This window comes from Streptomyces sp. NPDC006739 (assembly GCF_042869815.1).
Taxonomy (GTDB): Bacteria; Actinomycetota; Actinomycetes; order Streptomycetales; family Streptomycetaceae; genus Streptomyces.
Genome location: NZ_JBIAGM010000002.1, coordinates 11,864 through 26,867, shown reverse-complemented (window position 1 = coordinate 26,867; position 15,004 = coordinate 11,864). Strand labels below are relative to the sequence as shown.

The window sequence follows — 15,004 nt, the reverse complement described above, 5'->3', positions numbered from 1 at the left end:
CTCGGGTGGGCTCGTGGTCAGGTACGAGGTTATACGCCCTGGCTGACAGAGCTCATATTGAAGTCCGGCACCCTGAGGGCCGGCATCGCAGCCCTAGTGAACCAGTCGCTCCACTCCCTCGGCAGCGTCTTTTCCGTGCGCCCGGCCTCCGTGGCCCGGCCCAGCAGGTCCACCGGCGACTCGTTGAACCGGAAGTTGTTCACCTGACCGGTCACCTCGCCGTTCTCCACCAGGTAGACGCCGTCCCGGGTCAGCCCGGTCAGCAGCAGCGTCGCCGGGTCGACCTCACGGATGTACCACAGGCAGGTCAGCAGCAGGCCCCGCCCGGTGGCCGCGACCATCTCCTCCAGGGAGCGGTCGTCCCCGCCGTCCAGGACGAGGTTCCCGAGCACCGGGGCGACCGGCAGCCCGGTCAGGCCGGCACTGTGCCGGGTGGTCGTCAGGTGCTCCAGCACACCGCCGCTGATCCACTCGGTGGCCCGCACCGGCAGCCCGTTGTCGAACACCGACTGGTCGGCGCCCGAGGAGTGCGCGACCGCGAACGGCGGGCACTCGAGCCCCGGCTCGTTCGGGTCGCTGCGCAGGGTCAGCGGCAGCCGGGACAGCCTGTCGCCGACCCGGGTGCCGCCTCCCGGCTTGGAGAACACCGTCCGGCCCTCGGCCGCGTCCCGGCCCGACGCCGACCACAGCTGGTAGATCAGCAGGTCGGCCACGGCGGTCGGCGGCAGCAGCGTCTCGTAGCGGCCCGCGGGCAGCTCGATCCGCCGCTCGGCCCAGCCCAGACGCACGGCCAGCTCCGCGTCGAGCGCGCCCGGGTCGACGTCCTTGAAGTCCCGGGTGGAGCGGCCGGCCCAGGCCGAGCGCGTACGGTCCGGGGACTTGGCGTTCAGCTCCAGCGTGCCGGTGGGCTGGTCGTGCCGCAGACGCAGGCCCGTCGACGTGCCCAGGTAGGTCGACACCAGTTCGTGGTTGGCGAAGCCGTACAGCTCCCGGCCGCCCGCACGCGCGCGTGCGAAGGCCTCGCCGAGCGCCGGGGCGAAGTCGGCGAACACGGCGGAGGAGGTCTCGGCGGGAGCGTCCGCGAAGTCCGGCGACTGGGGTACGCCGGTCACCAGCGGCTGCGCGTCCTCGGCGGCCCCGGCCGCCCGCGCGGCGGCCTCGGCGGCCCGTACCAGCGGCTCCAGCTCGTCGGCGGTCACGGCGGACCGGGAGACGACACCGGAGGCGGTGCCCTCCTGGCCGTCCACGGTCGCGATCACCGTGAGGCTACGGCCGCGGGTGACGCCGTTGGTGGTCAGCGTGTTGCCCGCCCAGCGCAGATTGGCGGTGGACCGCTCGTCGGCGATGACGACACAGCCGTCGGCCCGGGACAGCGCGAGGGCCTGTTCGACGACCTCGTGCGGCTTGCTGGTGCGGGCGCTCATCGGCCGGCCTCCTGGGTGGTGTTGAGGATGTTGACGCCCTTGAAGAGGGCCGAGGGGCACCCGTGGGACACGGCGGCGACCTGCCCCGGCTGGGCCTTGCCGCAGTTGAAGGCGCCACCGAGGACGTACGTCTGCGGACCGCCGACGGCGGCCATCGAGCCCCAGAAGTCGGTGGTCGTCGCCTGGTAGGCGACGTCCTTGAGCTGGCCGGTGATCCGCCCGTTCTCGATCCTGAAGAAGCGCTGGCCGGTGAACTGGAAGTTGTATCGCTGCATGTCGATGGACCAGGACCGGTCACCGACGACGTAGATGCCCCGGTCGACGCCCCCGATGAGGTCCTCCGTGGACAGCCCGGCCGGATCCGGCCGCAGCGACACGTTGGCCATGCGCTGCACCGGCACATGCCCGGGGGAGTCGGCGAACGCGCACCCGTTGGACCGCTCGAACCCGGTCAGCCGCGCGATCCTGCGGTCCAGCTGGTAGCCGACGAGCGTGCCGTCCTTCACCAGGTCCCAGGACTGCCCCTCGACGCCCTCGTCGTCGTACCCGATGGTCGCCAGGCCGTGCTCGGCGGTGCGGTCACCGGTGACGTTCATCAGTTCGGAGCCGTACTTCAGCCTGCCCAGCTGGTCGAAGGTGGCGAAGGACGTGCCGGCGTACGCGGCCTCGTACCCGAGCGCCCGGTCCAGCTCGGTCGCGTGCCCGATCGACTCGTGGATGGTCAGCCACAGGTTGGACGGGTCGACGACGAGGTCGTACAGGCCCGCCTCGACGCTCGGCGCCCGCATCTTCTCGGCGAGCAGCTCCGGGATCCGCTCCAGCTCCGCGTCCCAGTCCCAGCCGGTGCCCGTGAGGTACTCCCAGCCGCGCCCGACCGGCGGCGCGATGGTGCGCATCGAGTCGAACTCACCGCTGGACTCGTCCACCGAGACGGCCGTCAGCTCGGGGTGCAGCCGCACCCGCTGCTGTGTGGTCACGGTGCCCGCGGTGTCGGCGTAGAACTTGTTCTCGTGGACGGTGAGCAGCGAGGCGTCCACGTGGTCGACCCCGCTGGCCGCCAGCAGCCGCGCGCTCCAGTCGGCCAGCAGCGCCGACTTCTCCTGGTCCGGCACGGAGAACGGGTCGATCTCGTACGAGGAGATCCACGTCCTGTCGTCGTGCACCGGCTCGTCGGCCAGTTCCACCCGCTCGTCCGACCCGGCGGCCCGGATCACCTGCGCCGAGAGCTTCGCCATCGCCACCGCCTGCGAGGCGACCTTGGCGGCCGCGTCCAGGCTCAGGTCCACCCCGGAGGCGAAGCCCCACGCACCGCCGTGCACGACCCGCACCGCGTACCCGAGGTCGGTGGTGTCCGAGGACCCGGCGGGCTTGGCGTCCCTGAGCCGCCAGGAAGCGCTGCGCACCCGCTCGAACCGGAAGTCCGCGTGCTCGGCCCCCAGCGCACGCGCGCGTGCGAGCGCGGCGTCGGCCAGGGCCCTCAGCGGCAGCGCCGTGAAGGCTTCGTCGATGGAATGAGGCACCGAGGTCTCCCTGCTGTCGTGGCCTGTCGGATCCGATCATGTCGCGGGATCGGGGCCGGGGACCACAGGTTTCGGTCCGGTGGCCGCCGTTTCTGTAGGGACCCGACAGTGACTCCCCCGAGCCACTGTCGGTGCCCGCTTCCCCCCGGACGCGGCGCTACCGATAGGTTTTCGATGAAGCCGCCTGTCATCCAGGTGTTCGGGCGGGTTGTCGGACCGCTTCAGACCGCTATCGAAAGGGTGATCCGTTGAGCCGCTCGGTTCTCGTCACTGGAGGCAACCGGGGCATCGGCCTCGCCATCGCCCGCGCGTTCGCCGACGCCGGCGACAAGGTCGCCATCACGTACCGCTCGGGTGAGCCGCCGGCCGGCTTCCTGGCGGTCAAGTGCGACATCACCGACCCCGAGCAGGTGGAGCAGGCCTACAAGGAGATCGAGGACCAGCACGGTCCGGTCGAGGTCCTGGTCGCCAATGCCGGCATCACCAAGGACCAGCTCCTGATGCGCATGTCCGAGGAGGACTTCACCTCGGTCATCGACACCAACCTCACCGGCACCTTCCGGGTCGTCAAGCGTGCCAACCGCGGCATGCTGCGCGCCAAGAAGGGCCGCGTCGTCCTGATCTCGTCGGTCGTGGGCCTCTACGGCGGTCCCGGCCAGGCGAACTACGCCGCCTCCAAGGCCGGCCTGGTCGGTTTCGCGCGCTCCCTCGCCCGTGAGCTGGGCTCGCGCAACATCACCTTCAACGTCGTCGCGCCCGGCTTCGTCGACACCGACATGACCAAGGTGCTCACCGAGCAGCAGCGCGAGAGCATCGTCTCTCAGGTCCCGCTCGGCCGTTACGCGAAGCCGGAGGAGATCGCCGCGGCGGTGCGGTTCCTCAGCTCCGACGACGCCTCGTACATCACTGGAGCCGTCATCCCCGTTGACGGCGGACTGGGAATGGGTCACTGATCATGAGTGGAATCCTCGAGGGCAAGCGCATCCTGATCACGGGTGTGCTGATGGAGTCCTCCATCGCCTTCCACGTCGCCAGGCTCGCTCAGGAGCAGGGTGCCGAGATCATCCTGACCGCGTTCCCGCGGCCCACGCTCACCGAGCGCATCGCCAGGAAGCTGCCGAAGCCGGCCAAGGTCATCGAGCTGGACGTCACCAACGACGAGCACCTCGCACGCCTGGCCGACGTGGTCGGCGAGGAACTGGGCGGCCTGGACGGCATCGTCCACTCCATCGGGTTCGCCCCGCAGGACGCGCTCGGCGGCAACTTCCTCAACACGCCGTTCGAGTCCGTGGCCACCGCGATGCACGTCTCGGCGTTCTCCCTGAAGTCGCTGACCACGGCCTGCCTGCCGCTGATGCAGAACGGCGGCTCGGTCGTGGGCCTCACCTTCGACGCCTCGTTCGCCTGGCCGCAGTACGACTGGATGGGCCCGGCCAAGGCCGCGCTGGAGGCCACCAGCCGCTACATGGCGCGTGACCTGGGCAAGCAGAACATCCGCTGCAACCTCGTCTCGGCGGGCCCGATCGGTTCCATGGCCGCCAAGTCCATCCCCGGCTTCGCCGAACTGGCTTCCGTGTGGGACACCCGCTCGCCCCTGGAGTGGGACCTCAAGGACCCCGAGCCGGCCGGCAAGGGTGTCGTCGCCCTGCTGAGCGACTGGTTCCCGAAGACCACCGGCGAGATCATCCACGTCGACGGCGGGCTGCACGCCATCGGCGCCTGACCTCCTGCCTCCTGCCTCGTGCCTGGTACGGGGCCGACGCCCCGCTCTCCGTGTCGCACGAAGAGCGGGGCGTCACCCGTTCGGCTCACCGGCCGGGCGGGGGTGGGCGATGACGGCGCAGTGTGGATGACACGTCCGCCGCCGTGCCCCCTCCCCAGCCCGGCCGAGGAGGTCCCCTTGTGCGCCTGTCCCGCAGCCTGGCCTCAGTGACCGTAGCCGTGACCCTCGTGCTGTCCCTGCCGTACGAGGCGATGCCGCACCCGCGCGTGAAGAACGGCGATCCGCCGGCCCCCGACCTCTTCGGCTCCCAGTGCCGTACGGCCGTGCGCGGCTCCCATGTGGTGGTCCACTGCCACAACCCCTATGTCGACACGGACCGCGTGCGCCTGCACATCGAGTGCGCCCGCTGGTGGGACATCGACACCGACGGCGCCCCGGCCGACATCGGACCCGCCCTGACCGTACGGCTCACCGGCCGGTGCTGGAAGGAGGTCCGTTCGGTGTGGGTCACTCACCAGAAGGTGCGCTGAACCTCCCCGGACGGCACAGGAACGGATAGCTCGCGGCCTCCGCGGCGGCCGCCTCGGCGTCGCCCGCGCGGATCGCGTCCACCAGCCGGGTGTGGTCCATGTACGTCTCGGGGGTCAGCTGCGCGCCCACGTCGGCGCGCAGCCAGTCCCGCAGCACCTCGCCCAGATCGGCGTACATCGCCGTCATCACGTCGTTGTGGGAGGCGGCCACCACGGCCAGGTGGAAGGTCGCGTCCGCCGCCACGAAGGCCTCCGCCTCACCGGTCTCCCAGGCCTCCTCGCGGCGCACCAGGAGCGCGTGGAGCTGCTTGAGGTCCTTCTCGGTGCGCCGCCCGGCGGCCAGCTTCGCCGCCGCCGACTCCAGCGTGGAGCGCAGTTCGGCGATGTGGCGCGGGTCCGCGTCCGCGAAGCGGCGGTGCATCACGCCGGCCAGCTCGCTGGTCGCCACGACGTAGGTCCCGGAGCCCTGGCGGATGTCCAGCAGACCGTTGTGCGCGAGCGCGCGGACGGCTTCGCGCACGGTGTTGCGGGCGACCCCGAGCTGCTCGACCAGCTCCGGCTCCGTCGGGATGCGGGAGCCGACCGGCCACTCGCCCGACGTGATCTGGGTCCGCAGCTCCGCGATGACCTGCTCGGACAGCGCCGAACGGCGCGGGTGGCTCAGGGGCATGGAACACCTTCGCAGGAGGGGACCGAGAGGCGACGGCCCAGGGATGGACAACCAATCATCCTATGATTCTATGATGGATGGCATGGCACGCGAGGAGACACGCACGGCACCCCGGAGCACCGCCACGTCCGGCGCCACCACGTCCGACCGACCCGGTACGACCGCAGCACCGCCCACGCGCGCGTGGGCGACCCGTCTCGTCGTCCTCGGGATCGTGCTGTCCGCGCTGAACCTCCGGCCCGCGATCACCAGCCTCGGCGCGCTCCTGGAGGAGGTCCGCGGCGGCCTCGGGATGAGCGGTGGCGTGGCGGGCCTGCTCACCTCCGTGCCCCCGCTGTGCTTCGCGGTCTTCGGAGTCACGGCCCCGCGTCTGGCCCGCCGCTTCGGACCGGTCGCGGTGGTCTGCGCCGGCATGGTCGCCATCACCGTGGGCCTGCTGGTACGGCCGTACGCCGGCGGCACGGCCGGATTCCTGGCCGCCAGCGCGCTCACCCTGATGGGCATCGCGGTCAGCAACGTCCTGATGCCGGTCATCGTCAAGCGCTGGTTCCCCGACCGTGTCGGCTCCATGACCGGCCTCTACTCGATGGCCCTCGCCCTCGGCACCTCGGTGGCCGCCGCGGTGACCGTGCCCGTGACGCACGCGATGGGCGGCGACTGGCGGTCCGGGCTGGCCGTGTGGGCGGGTCTGGCGGCAGCCGCGGTGCTGCCCTGGCTGCCGCTGATACGGGACCGGGGGCCGGCCCCCGCCGCGCGGGCCACCGAGCGGCAGGCCCGTACGGAGCCGCAGGCGCCCGCGCTGCGGATCACCCGGAGCCGTACGGCCTGGGCGCTCGCCGTCTTCTTCGGGCTGCAGGCCACCGCCGCTTACATCACGATGGGCTGGATGGCGCAGATCTTCCGCGACGCGGGGGTCTCCGCCGGCACCGCGGGCCTGCTCCTCGCCGTCACGATGGTGATGGGCGTGCCGCTGGCCTTCGTCATCCCCCGGCTGGCCACCCGACTGCCCCACCAGGGCCCGATCGTCCTGGCCCTCGGCGCCTGCGGCCTCGCCGGCTACGCGGGCCTCTACCTCGCACCGGCCGGCGGCGCCTGGGCCTGGGCCCTGCTCCTCGGCGTCTCCAACTGCGCCTTCCCGCTGGCCCTCACCATGGTCGGCATGCGCGCCAGGACCGGCGCGGGCGTCGCCCAGCTGTCCGCCTTCGCGCAGAGCACCGGCTACCTGATCTCCATCCCCGGCCCCCTTCTGGTCGGCGTCCTCTACCAGCACAGCGGCGGCTGGGGGCTCCCGCTCGCCCTGATGGCCGCGCTGATGCTCCCGCAGATGGCGGTGGGCGTCCTGGCGGGCCGCGACCGGACGGTGGAGGACGAGGCGGGGGTCGAGGGCGGGGCTTGAGGCCGGGCTTGAGGGCCGGGGCCGAGCGCGCCGGGACTGAGTGCCGGGGCTGAGGCGCCGGGGCTGAGTGCCGGGCGCTGCCCCCGAGGGGAGGGCTGTGACAGGCGGGACGCGCGGGCACCCCGCGCGGAGGAACGGGGGCGAGAGGTGCGAGACTGGCCCCATGCCAGTGCTCGACCCGAACCCTCAGAACGGCCAGAAGAAGATGCTGCTCGTCTTCGGCTCGTTCTTCGCCATCTTCGTGATCATCGCCATCATCGCGACCCTCGCCTCCCCGTGATCCACGCCTCCCCGTGATCCACGCCTCCCCGTGATCCACGCCTCGCCGGGCCTCCGCCCGGCGGGGGATGGTGGGGCTGGCCCCACCATCCCCTAGGGGGTGAGGGTCAGGGTCAAGTGGGTGGGTCACCGGATGGGTTGGCGCCCGCGGGTTCCGTAACTTCGAGATGTGGCCGCGACCGGCGGCCGGGCACCACTCGGAGACAGCGGAGACCCGCGGAGGCGATCATGTCGGCCCGTACGCACACCCGGCCCCACCCGGCGACCTCGGGCCGCGTCGACATCCGGCTGCCCTGGTGGGCCCTCGCCCTGCCCGCGCTCGCCTTCGTCTCCCTGCTCCTGCTGATACTGAACCCGTCGGACGCCCACGCGGCCACGGGCGACCCGGCGGTCACGCACCTCTTCGAGCGGATCCAGCAGCTCGTCGCACGCTAGCCGCGCCCCCGGACGCCACCGGTGTGTGGATCAAGGCGGTCCGGGTACCCGCACTGTTCGACGGTCCCTTCGATCATGCGAAGCCGCATGTCAACTCCCTGCGCCGGGTGGCCTGTTTCGTGCGAAGCTGGGTTCCATGAGCGTCGCAGAACCCCGCAGGATTGTCCTCTTCCGGCATGCGAAAGCAGACTGGCCCCAGGTGACCGATCACGAGCGGCCGCTCGCTGAGCGGGGCCGCAAGGACGCCGCAGTCGCCGGACGCAAGCTCGCCGACACCGGCATCACCTTCGATCTGGCCCTGTGCTCCACCGCGACCCGGACCCGCGAGACGTGGAAGCTCGCCGTCCACGAACTCCCGCACCGGCCGAAAACCGTCTACGAGGAGCGGGTCTACGAGGCCTCACCCGGCGAACTGATCGCCGTCCTCAACGAAGTCCCCGACGACGCGCAGAACGTCATCCTCATCGGTCACAATCCGGGCGTGCACGGTCTGGCCGACATCTTGGCCGGCTCGGCCGAGGGGGACGCCGGCGACCGGATGAGCCAGCGCGGCTTCCCCGCCGCCGCTTACGCCGTGCTGACCTTCGAGGGCTCCTGGAAGAGCCTGGAGCCGGCCGCGGCCACACTGGCGGACTACTGGGAACCGTCCGAGTGACAGACCGCTGTCCGCCCGAGGGCCCGGCTCCGCGATGGTGCCGGGCCCTCCCGCCTTCCGGCCACCCCGGCCGGGGCGACCGGCTCAGTCCTCGTCGTGCGTGTCCGCCGCCTCGACCTCTTCGCGGGTGATGCCCAGCAGGTAGAGCACGGTGTCCAGGAAGGGGAAGTTCACCGCCGTGTGCGCGGCCTCGCGGACCACCGGCTTGGCGTTGAAGGCGACACCGAGTCCGGCCGCGTTCAGCATGTCCAGATCGTTGGCGCCGTCGCCGATCGCCACCGTCTGGGAGAGGGGTACCCCGGCCTCGGCGGCGAACCGGCGCAGCAGCCGCGCCTTGCCCGCCCGGTCCACGATCTCGCCGACCACCCGCCCGGTCAGCTTCCCGTCGACGATCTCCAGGGTGTTGGCCTGCGCGAAGTCCAGCCCCAGCCGCTCCTTCAGATCGTCGGTGACCTGGGTGAAGCCGCCGGAGACCACGCCCACTTGGTAGCCGAGCCGCTTCAGCGTGCGGATCAGGGTGCGGGCTCCCGGAGTCAGCCGCACCTCGGTGCGCACCTTCTGCACCACCGAGGAGTCCAGCCCCTTCAGCAGTGCCACGCGCGCGTGCAGCGACTGCTCGAAGTCCAGCTCCCCGCGCATCGCGGCCGCCGTCACCTCGGCGACCTTGTCCTCGCAGCCGGCGTGGGCGGCGAACAGCTCGATGACCTCGTCCTGGATGAGGGTGGAGTCCACGTCCATCACCACCAGGCGCTGGGCCCGCCGGTGCAGCCCCGCCGAGACGACCGCGACATCGACGCCGAGCGCCGCCGCGTCGGAGACCAGGGCGGTGCGCAGCGGCCCGGTCTCCACACCGGACACCGCGAACTCCACAGCGGTCACCGGGTACTTGGCGAGCCGGAAGATACGGTCGATGTTGCCGCCCGTCTTGGCGATCCGGGCGGCGATGGCGGCCGTCGACTCGGCGGTGAGGGGATGGCCGAGGACGGTCACCAAAGAACGTCCGAGCCCACGCGGGCGGTTGTCGCCACGACCGGAGATGATCTCCGCCTGCATCTTCATCGACTCGGCCCAGCTGTGCACGGTGGACCTGAGGTCGCCCTCCAGCCCGGCGGGCGGCTGGGTCACGAGCACGCACAGCACCAGACGGCCACGCGTGACGACCTGCTCGATGTCGACCACGTCGACCAGGTACGCGGCAAGGGTGTCGAAAAGGCCGGCCGTGATGCCCGGCCTGTCCTTGCCGAAAATCTTGACGAGGAGAGTGGGGACCTCGGAGGTCTGCGAAGCGCTCATGGTGCCTCCACCGTATCCGGCACCGAGTGCCTCCCGCCCGGGAGGTCCGCCTGACGGACACCGAACAATCGGTGTCGGCCAGGTGACGCGGACCTTGCCCCCGGGCTGCGGTCAGGTGCCCACCACGCCCCTGAGCTGCGAGATCCCGCGCAGGCGAGCACAGCGGGCCGGCCCCGGCCCGTTCGAGGCAGCCGGTCGCCGACGAAACGGCTCCAGTACGACTGTCCCACCGCTGCAGTACCGACTCCACCGGCGCTGCCTCCACGCCCCGGCGCGGCCCCCGGCCGCCGGTGCCCGAACGTCGTCGGACCGCTCCCGATGCCGACCGCAGGCCCGCCGGCGAGCGGCGGCCACCGCTCTCACCTCCTGGGGCTCCGCGGCGGAGGCGGGGGCGGGGGCGGAGCCGGTGGTGGGGGAGGTGGCGGAGGCGGACCGAACTGCCGGGCCATGGTCGGGGCGCCGTACACGTCGCCGGACGAAGGCGATCCCTCGGCCTCGGCGGATCCGGCTTCTTCCCCCTGGTCACCCGCCGGGCGCGCGTCCTCCGGGCGCCGCAGCTCGTCCGGCACCCGGAGGTACGGGTTGGTGGCGGGGTCGGGCGGCCGGTACGGCGTGCCCGGCACATAGGGCCCGGGCTCACCGGGGCCCGCGTCCTCGCCGTACCCCGGGCCGTACTCGCGGCCGTACTCCCGGACGCGCCCCGATCCGTGCTCAGGGACGCGCCCCGCGTACCCGGCGGCGACGCCCGAGTCACCCCGTGCCAGGGGCGCCGCCCGGGACCCCGCCGCCCCGCTCACCCGGGCCAGCAGTGCCCCCGCGGCCCCCGCCCCGGCACCCCACGCCGCCCCCAGGAGCAGCGCCATGCCGAGGTGCCCCCGCAGACGGATGCCGGCGCCGAACGCGTCGAAGCCGAGGACGGACAGCGAGGCGTCCACGGACACCTCCGTAAGCCAGGCGAGCGACGGCAGCGCGATCGCCGTGACGATGCCCAGCCGCAGCGCGCAGCGGCCCGCGAAGCCGAGGGCGCCGCCGGGCGTGACCGGCGTCCGGACCGCCGTGAGGACCCCCGCCAGCAGCATCACCAGCGCCGCCGCGACCCCCAGCAGCCACACCCGTCCGTCCAGCTCGGCCAGTCGGCCCAGTGTCACCGGCCGCCCGGACCCCGCGCCCAGGAACCGGTCGAGAGGATGGGGCAGCACCGTGGCCAGGGCGCCGGTGGCCTTGCCGTCCCAGGGCACGAACAGTCCGAGGGGGACGCCGAGCCACACCCCGTTCGGCGCGCCCAGCAGGGCCGCGCCGGCGATCCGCCGGGGGTGGTCGTCACCGACGGCCGCGTACGCCGCCGCCGCGAGCCCCGCCACGACCGCCGTCAGCAGTACGCCGACGAGCGCCGACACGGCGGGCCGTACCACCCGGTGCAGGGCCTCGCAGCCGGGTGGCAGGGGAGTGCGGCGGGAGGCGAGCAGCGCGATCAGCAGGATGCCGGCCGACCAGCCGAGGCCCCCGAGGAGCGTCGGCGCGGTGTCCACGGTGAAGCCGACCGCCGCCTTGGCGTGCACCAGCTCACCGAGCCGGTCCGGCAACAGCCCGCCGATGTTCCCGAGGTCACCCAGACCGGGAATGCTGATCCCGCCTCCCTTGCCGCCTCCGCCTCCGCCCCCGCCGGGCAGCTTGTCGAGCCCGAGCCTGCCGCCGTCGAGGGTGATGACGTCATGACCGGCCCAGGCCAGCCCGCCCAGCATCGCCACGAACAGCGCGACCACCGCGCCCGCGCGCGCGAGGAGTTCGGACGGCGCGATGTCGACGGAGGCCGTGCGCAGGGACCGTAAGAAGAACCACGACAGCAGCAGCGCACCGACCAGACTCACCCCAAGTGGCGTGATCTGGATGGCGGTGGTGGCCTGAGCCCCTTTCAGACCGAAGACCGACACGTCGCCGGACGGCGAGACCGAACCACCCGCCCCGAGCGCCACGACGGCCGCGGTCATCGGTCCCAGCGAACCCGCCGAATCCGCGTCCAGCAGATGCAGTCCGAGCGCGGCCGTGCCCGCCATCCCGATCAGCGCCCAGCTCACCGCGGCCACGGCGGACAGCGTGATGTCCCCCCACGGCAACCGCGCGCCGCGCCCCGCGTTCCCGACGTCCGTGGCACGGCTCATGGCAGCCCCCCCCCGATCCCGCGGCACGACGGCATCGCCGCGCATGTCCCCCTCGCGGAGGATTACCACTCTCCGGGCTGGTTTCAACCCCGTCAACGGGGCGGGTGGAAGCGCGCGTACGCGCCCTTCGCAAGGCCCGGGTTTCGGTCACAGGGCGGAGCCTGAAATAGTTCCCGACGATGTTCGACATCCCTAGACTCCCTGTGATGGGGGTAACTCGGGGGACTACTCATGGGGCATGGAGTGCCGGAACTCGTACTGGAATCAAACGGACAGACCTGGACGCTCGACCCGTCCAGGCCCTACACCCTCGGCCGCGATCCGCAGGGTGACATCGCCTTCGACGACGCCAGGGTCTCCTGGCGGCACGCCACCGTCCGCTTCGACGGCCGCAGTTGGGTCATCGAGGACCACGGCAGCACCAACGGCACCTTCGTGCAGGGGCAGCGGATCCAGCGGATGGAGATCGGTCCGGGCTCGGCCGTCCATCTCGGCAACGCCACCGACGGGCCGCGCCTGAACCTCTCCGGCGCCGCCGCGGCGGCCGCCCGGCCCCGGCAACAGCCCGAGCAGCAGCCGCAGTTCCAGCAGCAGCCGCAGGCCGCGCCGTACGCCGCCCAGGGCGCCGGTGCCGGCTGGGCGCAGCAGTCCGCGCCGCAGCAGGCCCCGCAGCCGCGGCCTCAACAGCCCGACTGGCAGCAGCCCGGCCCCTCGATCCCGCAGCAGAGCGGTCCGGGCGAGCAGCACGCGCAGCACGCCCCCGGTGGTGGCGCGGGGGCGCCGCCGGTCTACGGCGACCGCAGCCCGACCACCTTCCACCAGTTCGCCATCGGCCGCGTCATGCGCATCGGCCGTGCCCTGGAGAACGAGCTGGTCGTCTCCGACCTGCAGGTCTCCCGGCACCACGCCGAGTTCCACTCGACGCCCGACGGCCGCTTCGAGATCCGTGACCTCGGCTCGCACAACGGCACCTACGTCAACGGCCAGCCCATCGCCAAGAGCGGCTCGGTGCTGCTCGGCCCGAGCGACATCGTCGGCGTCGGCCACTCCACCTTCCGCATCGTCGGCGACCGCCTCGAGGAGTTCGTCGACACCGGTGAGGTCTCCTTCTCCGCGCGTCATCTGACCGTCACGGTCGACGGCGGCAAGCAGATCCTCAAGGACGTCTCCTTCGGCGTCCCGGAGAAGTCGCTGATCGCGGTGATCGGCCCGTCGGGCTCCGGCAAGTCCACCCTGCTCAAGGCGCTCACCGGCTACCGGCCGGCGAACCAGGGCGAGGTCCTGTACGACAACCGGAACCTGTACAAGCAGTTCGCCGAGCTGCGCCAGCGCATCGGTCTGGTCCCGCAGGACGACATCCTGCACAAGGAGCTGACCGTCAAGAAGGCCCTGAAGTACGCGGCCAAGCTGCGGTTCCCGGCCGACACCACGGGGCAGGAGCGCGACGCCCGCATCGACGAGGTGCTGCGCGAGCTGAAGCTCGACATCCACAAGGACAAGAAGGTCACCTCCTTGTCCGGCGGCCAGCGCAAGCGGGTCTCGGTCGCCCTGGAGCTGCTGACCAAGCCGTCGCTGATCTTCCTGGACGAGCCGACCTCCGGTCTCGACCCGGGCATGGACCGCGATGTGATGCAGCTGCTGCGCGGCCTCGCCGACGACGGCCGCACCGTCCTCGTCGTCACCCACTCGGTGGCCGAGCTGGCCCTGTGCGACAAGCTGCTGGTGATGGCGCCGGGTGGCGCGGTCGCCTACTTCGGCCCGCCCGAGGAGGCGCTGAACTTCTTCGGCTACGACACCTGGGCCGACGTTTTCTCCGCCTTCGAGAACTACCGGGACTACGACTGGGCGGGCCGCTGGAAGGGCTCGCAGCACTACCAGATGTACGCCGCGGACATCGACGCCGTGGCGCCGCAGTCCGTACACATGCCACCGCCGCAGGCCATCAAGCCGCCCAAGCCGCAGGGCTGGGGCTCCCAGTTGACGACCCTGATCCGGAGGTACGTGTCGGTCATCGCCTCCGACAAGGGCTTCCTGGCGCTGACGGTGATCCTGCCGGCGGTGCTCGGCGCGGTCAGCCTGCTGATCGACCACAACAAGGGTCTGCTGGTGAACCCGGTGAACCCGAGGACCCACGTGCCCATCCCGAACGGCACGGCGACCACGGTCCTGCTGATCCTCGCCGTCGGCGCGTGCTTCGCGGGCGCCGCCAACTCCGTGCGTGAGCTGATCAAGGAACGGGTCATCTACGAGCGGGAGCGCGCGACCGGCCTGTCCCGGTCGGCGTACCTGATGTCCAAGGTGGTCGTCCTCGGCGCGGTCACCGTGCTGCAGGGCCTGATGGTCGGCCTGATCGGCTTCTCCAGCCGGCAGATCCCCGACCAGGGCCTGGTCCTGGGCGGCTCCACGCTCTTCGAGCTGTGCCTGCCGATCATGGCGCTCGGCTTCAGCTCGATGATGTTCGGCCTGGTCATCTCCTCGCTGGTGAAGACCGCCGAGAAGACCATGCCGCTGCTGGTGATGTTCGCGATCATCCAGGTCGTCTTCACCGGTTGCCTGTTCACCCTGCACGGCACGCTCGGCGTCAACGAGTTCTCGTACCTGATGCCGTCCCGCTGGGCGGTGGCCGCCGCCGGCACCACGCTGGACTTCAACAACATCGCCCCGAACGCCGACGACCCGACCAGCACCGACCCGCTGTGGAACCACACGGCCTCGGCCTGGAGCCTGGACATGTTCGCGCTGATCGCCCTCGGTGTGGTCTGCGGCTTCTTCGTGGCCCGCTTCCTGCGCCGCCACGAGCCGGAGGTCATGCGCAAGTAGCCCGCGCCCGCGCCCGACGCCGAAGGGCGGCACCCCGATGCGGGGTGCCGCCCTTCGGCGTACGCGCCGAGGTCCGCGCCGACCTCGGTACGCAGACTCG

13 protein-coding genes are annotated in these 15,004 nt (G+C 71.8%); 8 read left to right on the top strand and 5 right to left on the bottom strand.

Annotated elements, in window-relative coordinates; translation table 11 throughout:
• Nucleotides 1–29: 29 nt before the first annotated feature.
• Together ACFYMM_RS03495 and ACFYMM_RS03490 are read right to left on the bottom strand one after the other, a co-directional pair.
• The gene (locus tag ACFYMM_RS03495) at nt 30–1,424 is read right to left on the bottom strand and encodes a metallopeptidase TldD-related protein (protein ID WP_388383384.1); all 1,395 of its coding nucleotides are present in this window, start codon (nt 1,422–1,424) and stop codon (nt 30–32) included.
• Complete coding sequence (locus ACFYMM_RS03490; RefSeq protein ID WP_388383382.1) at nt 1,421–2,944, bottom strand: TldD/PmbA family protein; 1,524 nt, start codon at nt 2,942–2,944, stop codon at nt 1,421–1,423. The genes ACFYMM_RS03495 and ACFYMM_RS03490 overlap by 4 nt, the downstream gene beginning before the upstream one ends.
• A 248-nt stretch (nt 2,945–3,192) precedes the next feature.
• Here ACFYMM_RS03490 and fabG point away from each other — a divergent pair, with 248 nt between their 5' ends.
• The 3 genes from fabG to ACFYMM_RS03475 all read left to right on the top strand — a co-directional run bounded on the left by fabG (nt 3,193) and on the right by ACFYMM_RS03475 (nt 5,197).
• Nucleotides 3,193–3,897: a 3-oxoacyl-[acyl-carrier-protein] reductase gene (gene fabG, locus ACFYMM_RS03485; protein WP_388383379.1), complete on the top strand. Its 705-nt coding sequence runs from the start codon at nt 3,193–3,195 to the stop codon at nt 3,895–3,897.
• 2 nt (nt 3,898–3,899) lie between these two features.
• A complete protein-coding gene (gene fabI / locus ACFYMM_RS03480) occupies nt 3,900–4,667 on the top strand; it encodes an enoyl-ACP reductase FabI (protein ID WP_388383378.1) in 768 nt (255 codons plus the stop codon).
• 179 nt (nt 4,668–4,846) lie between these two features.
• On the top strand, nt 4,847–5,197 hold the full coding sequence (locus ACFYMM_RS03475) for a hypothetical protein (RefSeq protein ID WP_388383376.1): 351 nt from the start codon (nt 4,847–4,849) through the stop codon (nt 5,195–5,197).
• On the opposite strand, the gene ACFYMM_RS03470 is transcribed toward ACFYMM_RS03475, so the two are convergent.
• Nucleotides 5,175–5,867, bottom strand: a complete 693-nt coding sequence (locus ACFYMM_RS03470; protein WP_388383374.1) for a FadR/GntR family transcriptional regulator — start codon at nt 5,865–5,867, stop codon at nt 5,175–5,177. The genes ACFYMM_RS03475 and ACFYMM_RS03470 overlap by 23 nt on opposite strands.
• 70 nt (nt 5,868–5,937) lie before the next feature.
• Here ACFYMM_RS03470 and ACFYMM_RS03465 point away from each other — a divergent pair, with 70 nt between their 5' ends.
• The 4 genes from ACFYMM_RS03465 (at nt 5,938) to ACFYMM_RS03450 (ending at nt 8,632) form a co-directional block, all read left to right on the top strand.
• Complete coding sequence (locus ACFYMM_RS03465; RefSeq protein WP_388383372.1) at nt 5,938–7,263, top strand: CynX/NimT family MFS transporter; 1,326 nt, start codon at nt 5,938–5,940, stop codon at nt 7,261–7,263.
• 163 nt (nt 7,264–7,426) lie between these two features.
• On the top strand, nt 7,427–7,543 hold the full coding sequence (locus ACFYMM_RS03460; protein WP_388383371.1) for an SGM_5486 family transporter-associated protein: 117 nt from the start codon (nt 7,427–7,429) through the stop codon (nt 7,541–7,543).
• A 227-nt stretch (nt 7,544–7,770) separates the two neighbouring features.
• Complete coding sequence (locus ACFYMM_RS03455; protein ID WP_388383369.1) at nt 7,771–7,977, top strand: hypothetical protein; 207 nt, start codon at nt 7,771–7,773, stop codon at nt 7,975–7,977.
• Nucleotides 7,978–8,113: 136 nt separating this feature from the next.
• On the top strand, nt 8,114–8,632 hold the full coding sequence (locus ACFYMM_RS03450; RefSeq protein ID WP_388383367.1) for a SixA phosphatase family protein: 519 nt from the start codon (nt 8,114–8,116) through the stop codon (nt 8,630–8,632).
• Between the two features lie 84 nt (nt 8,633–8,716).
• Here ACFYMM_RS03450 and serB read toward each other — a convergent pair whose 3' ends face one another.
• Both serB and ACFYMM_RS03440 read right to left on the bottom strand, forming a co-directional pair.
• Entirely contained in the window at nt 8,717–9,925 is a 1,209-nt protein-coding gene (gene serB, locus ACFYMM_RS03445) for a phosphoserine phosphatase SerB (RefSeq protein ID WP_388383365.1), read from the bottom strand.
• Nucleotides 9,926–10,284: 359 nt separating this feature from the next.
• The gene (locus ACFYMM_RS03440) at nt 10,285–12,084 is read right to left on the bottom strand and encodes a streptophobe family protein (protein WP_388383363.1); all 1,800 of its coding nucleotides are present in this window, start codon (nt 12,082–12,084) and stop codon (nt 10,285–10,287) included.
• Between the two features lie 231 nt (nt 12,085–12,315).
• Here ACFYMM_RS03440 and ACFYMM_RS03435 point away from each other — a divergent pair, with 231 nt between their 5' ends.
• Nucleotides 12,316–14,904 carry an FHA domain-containing protein gene (locus tag ACFYMM_RS03435; RefSeq protein WP_388383361.1) on the top strand — a complete coding sequence of 863 codons (2,589 nt, stop codon included), beginning with the start codon at nt 12,316–12,318 and terminating at the stop codon, nt 14,902–14,904.
• Nucleotides 14,905–15,004 lie beyond the last annotated feature (100 nt).

Bases quoted from the DNA above. Each gene is read 5' to 3' on its own strand.
- ACFYMM_RS03470 (WP_388383374.1), bottom strand. From the start codon at position 5,867: ATGCCCCTGAGCCACCCGCGCCGTTCGGCGCTGTCCGAGCAGGTCATC.
- ACFYMM_RS03495 (WP_388383384.1), bottom strand. From the start codon at position 1,424: ATGAGCGCCCGCACCAGCAAGCCGCACGAGGTCGTCGAACAGGCCCTC.
- ACFYMM_RS03435 (WP_388383361.1), top strand. From the start codon at position 12,316: ATGGGGCATGGAGTGCCGGAACTCGTACTGGAATCAAACGGACAGACC.
- serB (WP_388383365.1), bottom strand. From the start codon at position 9,925: ATGAGCGCTTCGCAGACCTCCGAGGTCCCCACTCTCCTCGTCAAGATT.
- ACFYMM_RS03465 (WP_388383372.1), top strand. From the start codon at position 5,938: ATGATGGATGGCATGGCACGCGAGGAGACACGCACGGCACCCCGGAGC.
- ACFYMM_RS03440 (WP_388383363.1), bottom strand. From the start codon at position 12,084: ATGAGCCGTGCCACGGACGTCGGGAACGCGGGGCGCGGCGCGCGGTTG.
- ACFYMM_RS03455 (WP_388383369.1), top strand. From the start codon at position 7,771: ATGTCGGCCCGTACGCACACCCGGCCCCACCCGGCGACCTCGGGCCGC.
- ACFYMM_RS03450 (WP_388383367.1), top strand. From the start codon at position 8,114: ATGAGCGTCGCAGAACCCCGCAGGATTGTCCTCTTCCGGCATGCGAAA.
- fabI (WP_388383378.1), top strand. From the start codon at position 3,900: ATGAGTGGAATCCTCGAGGGCAAGCGCATCCTGATCACGGGTGTGCTG.
- ACFYMM_RS03460 (WP_388383371.1), top strand. From the start codon at position 7,427: ATGCCAGTGCTCGACCCGAACCCTCAGAACGGCCAGAAGAAGATGCTG.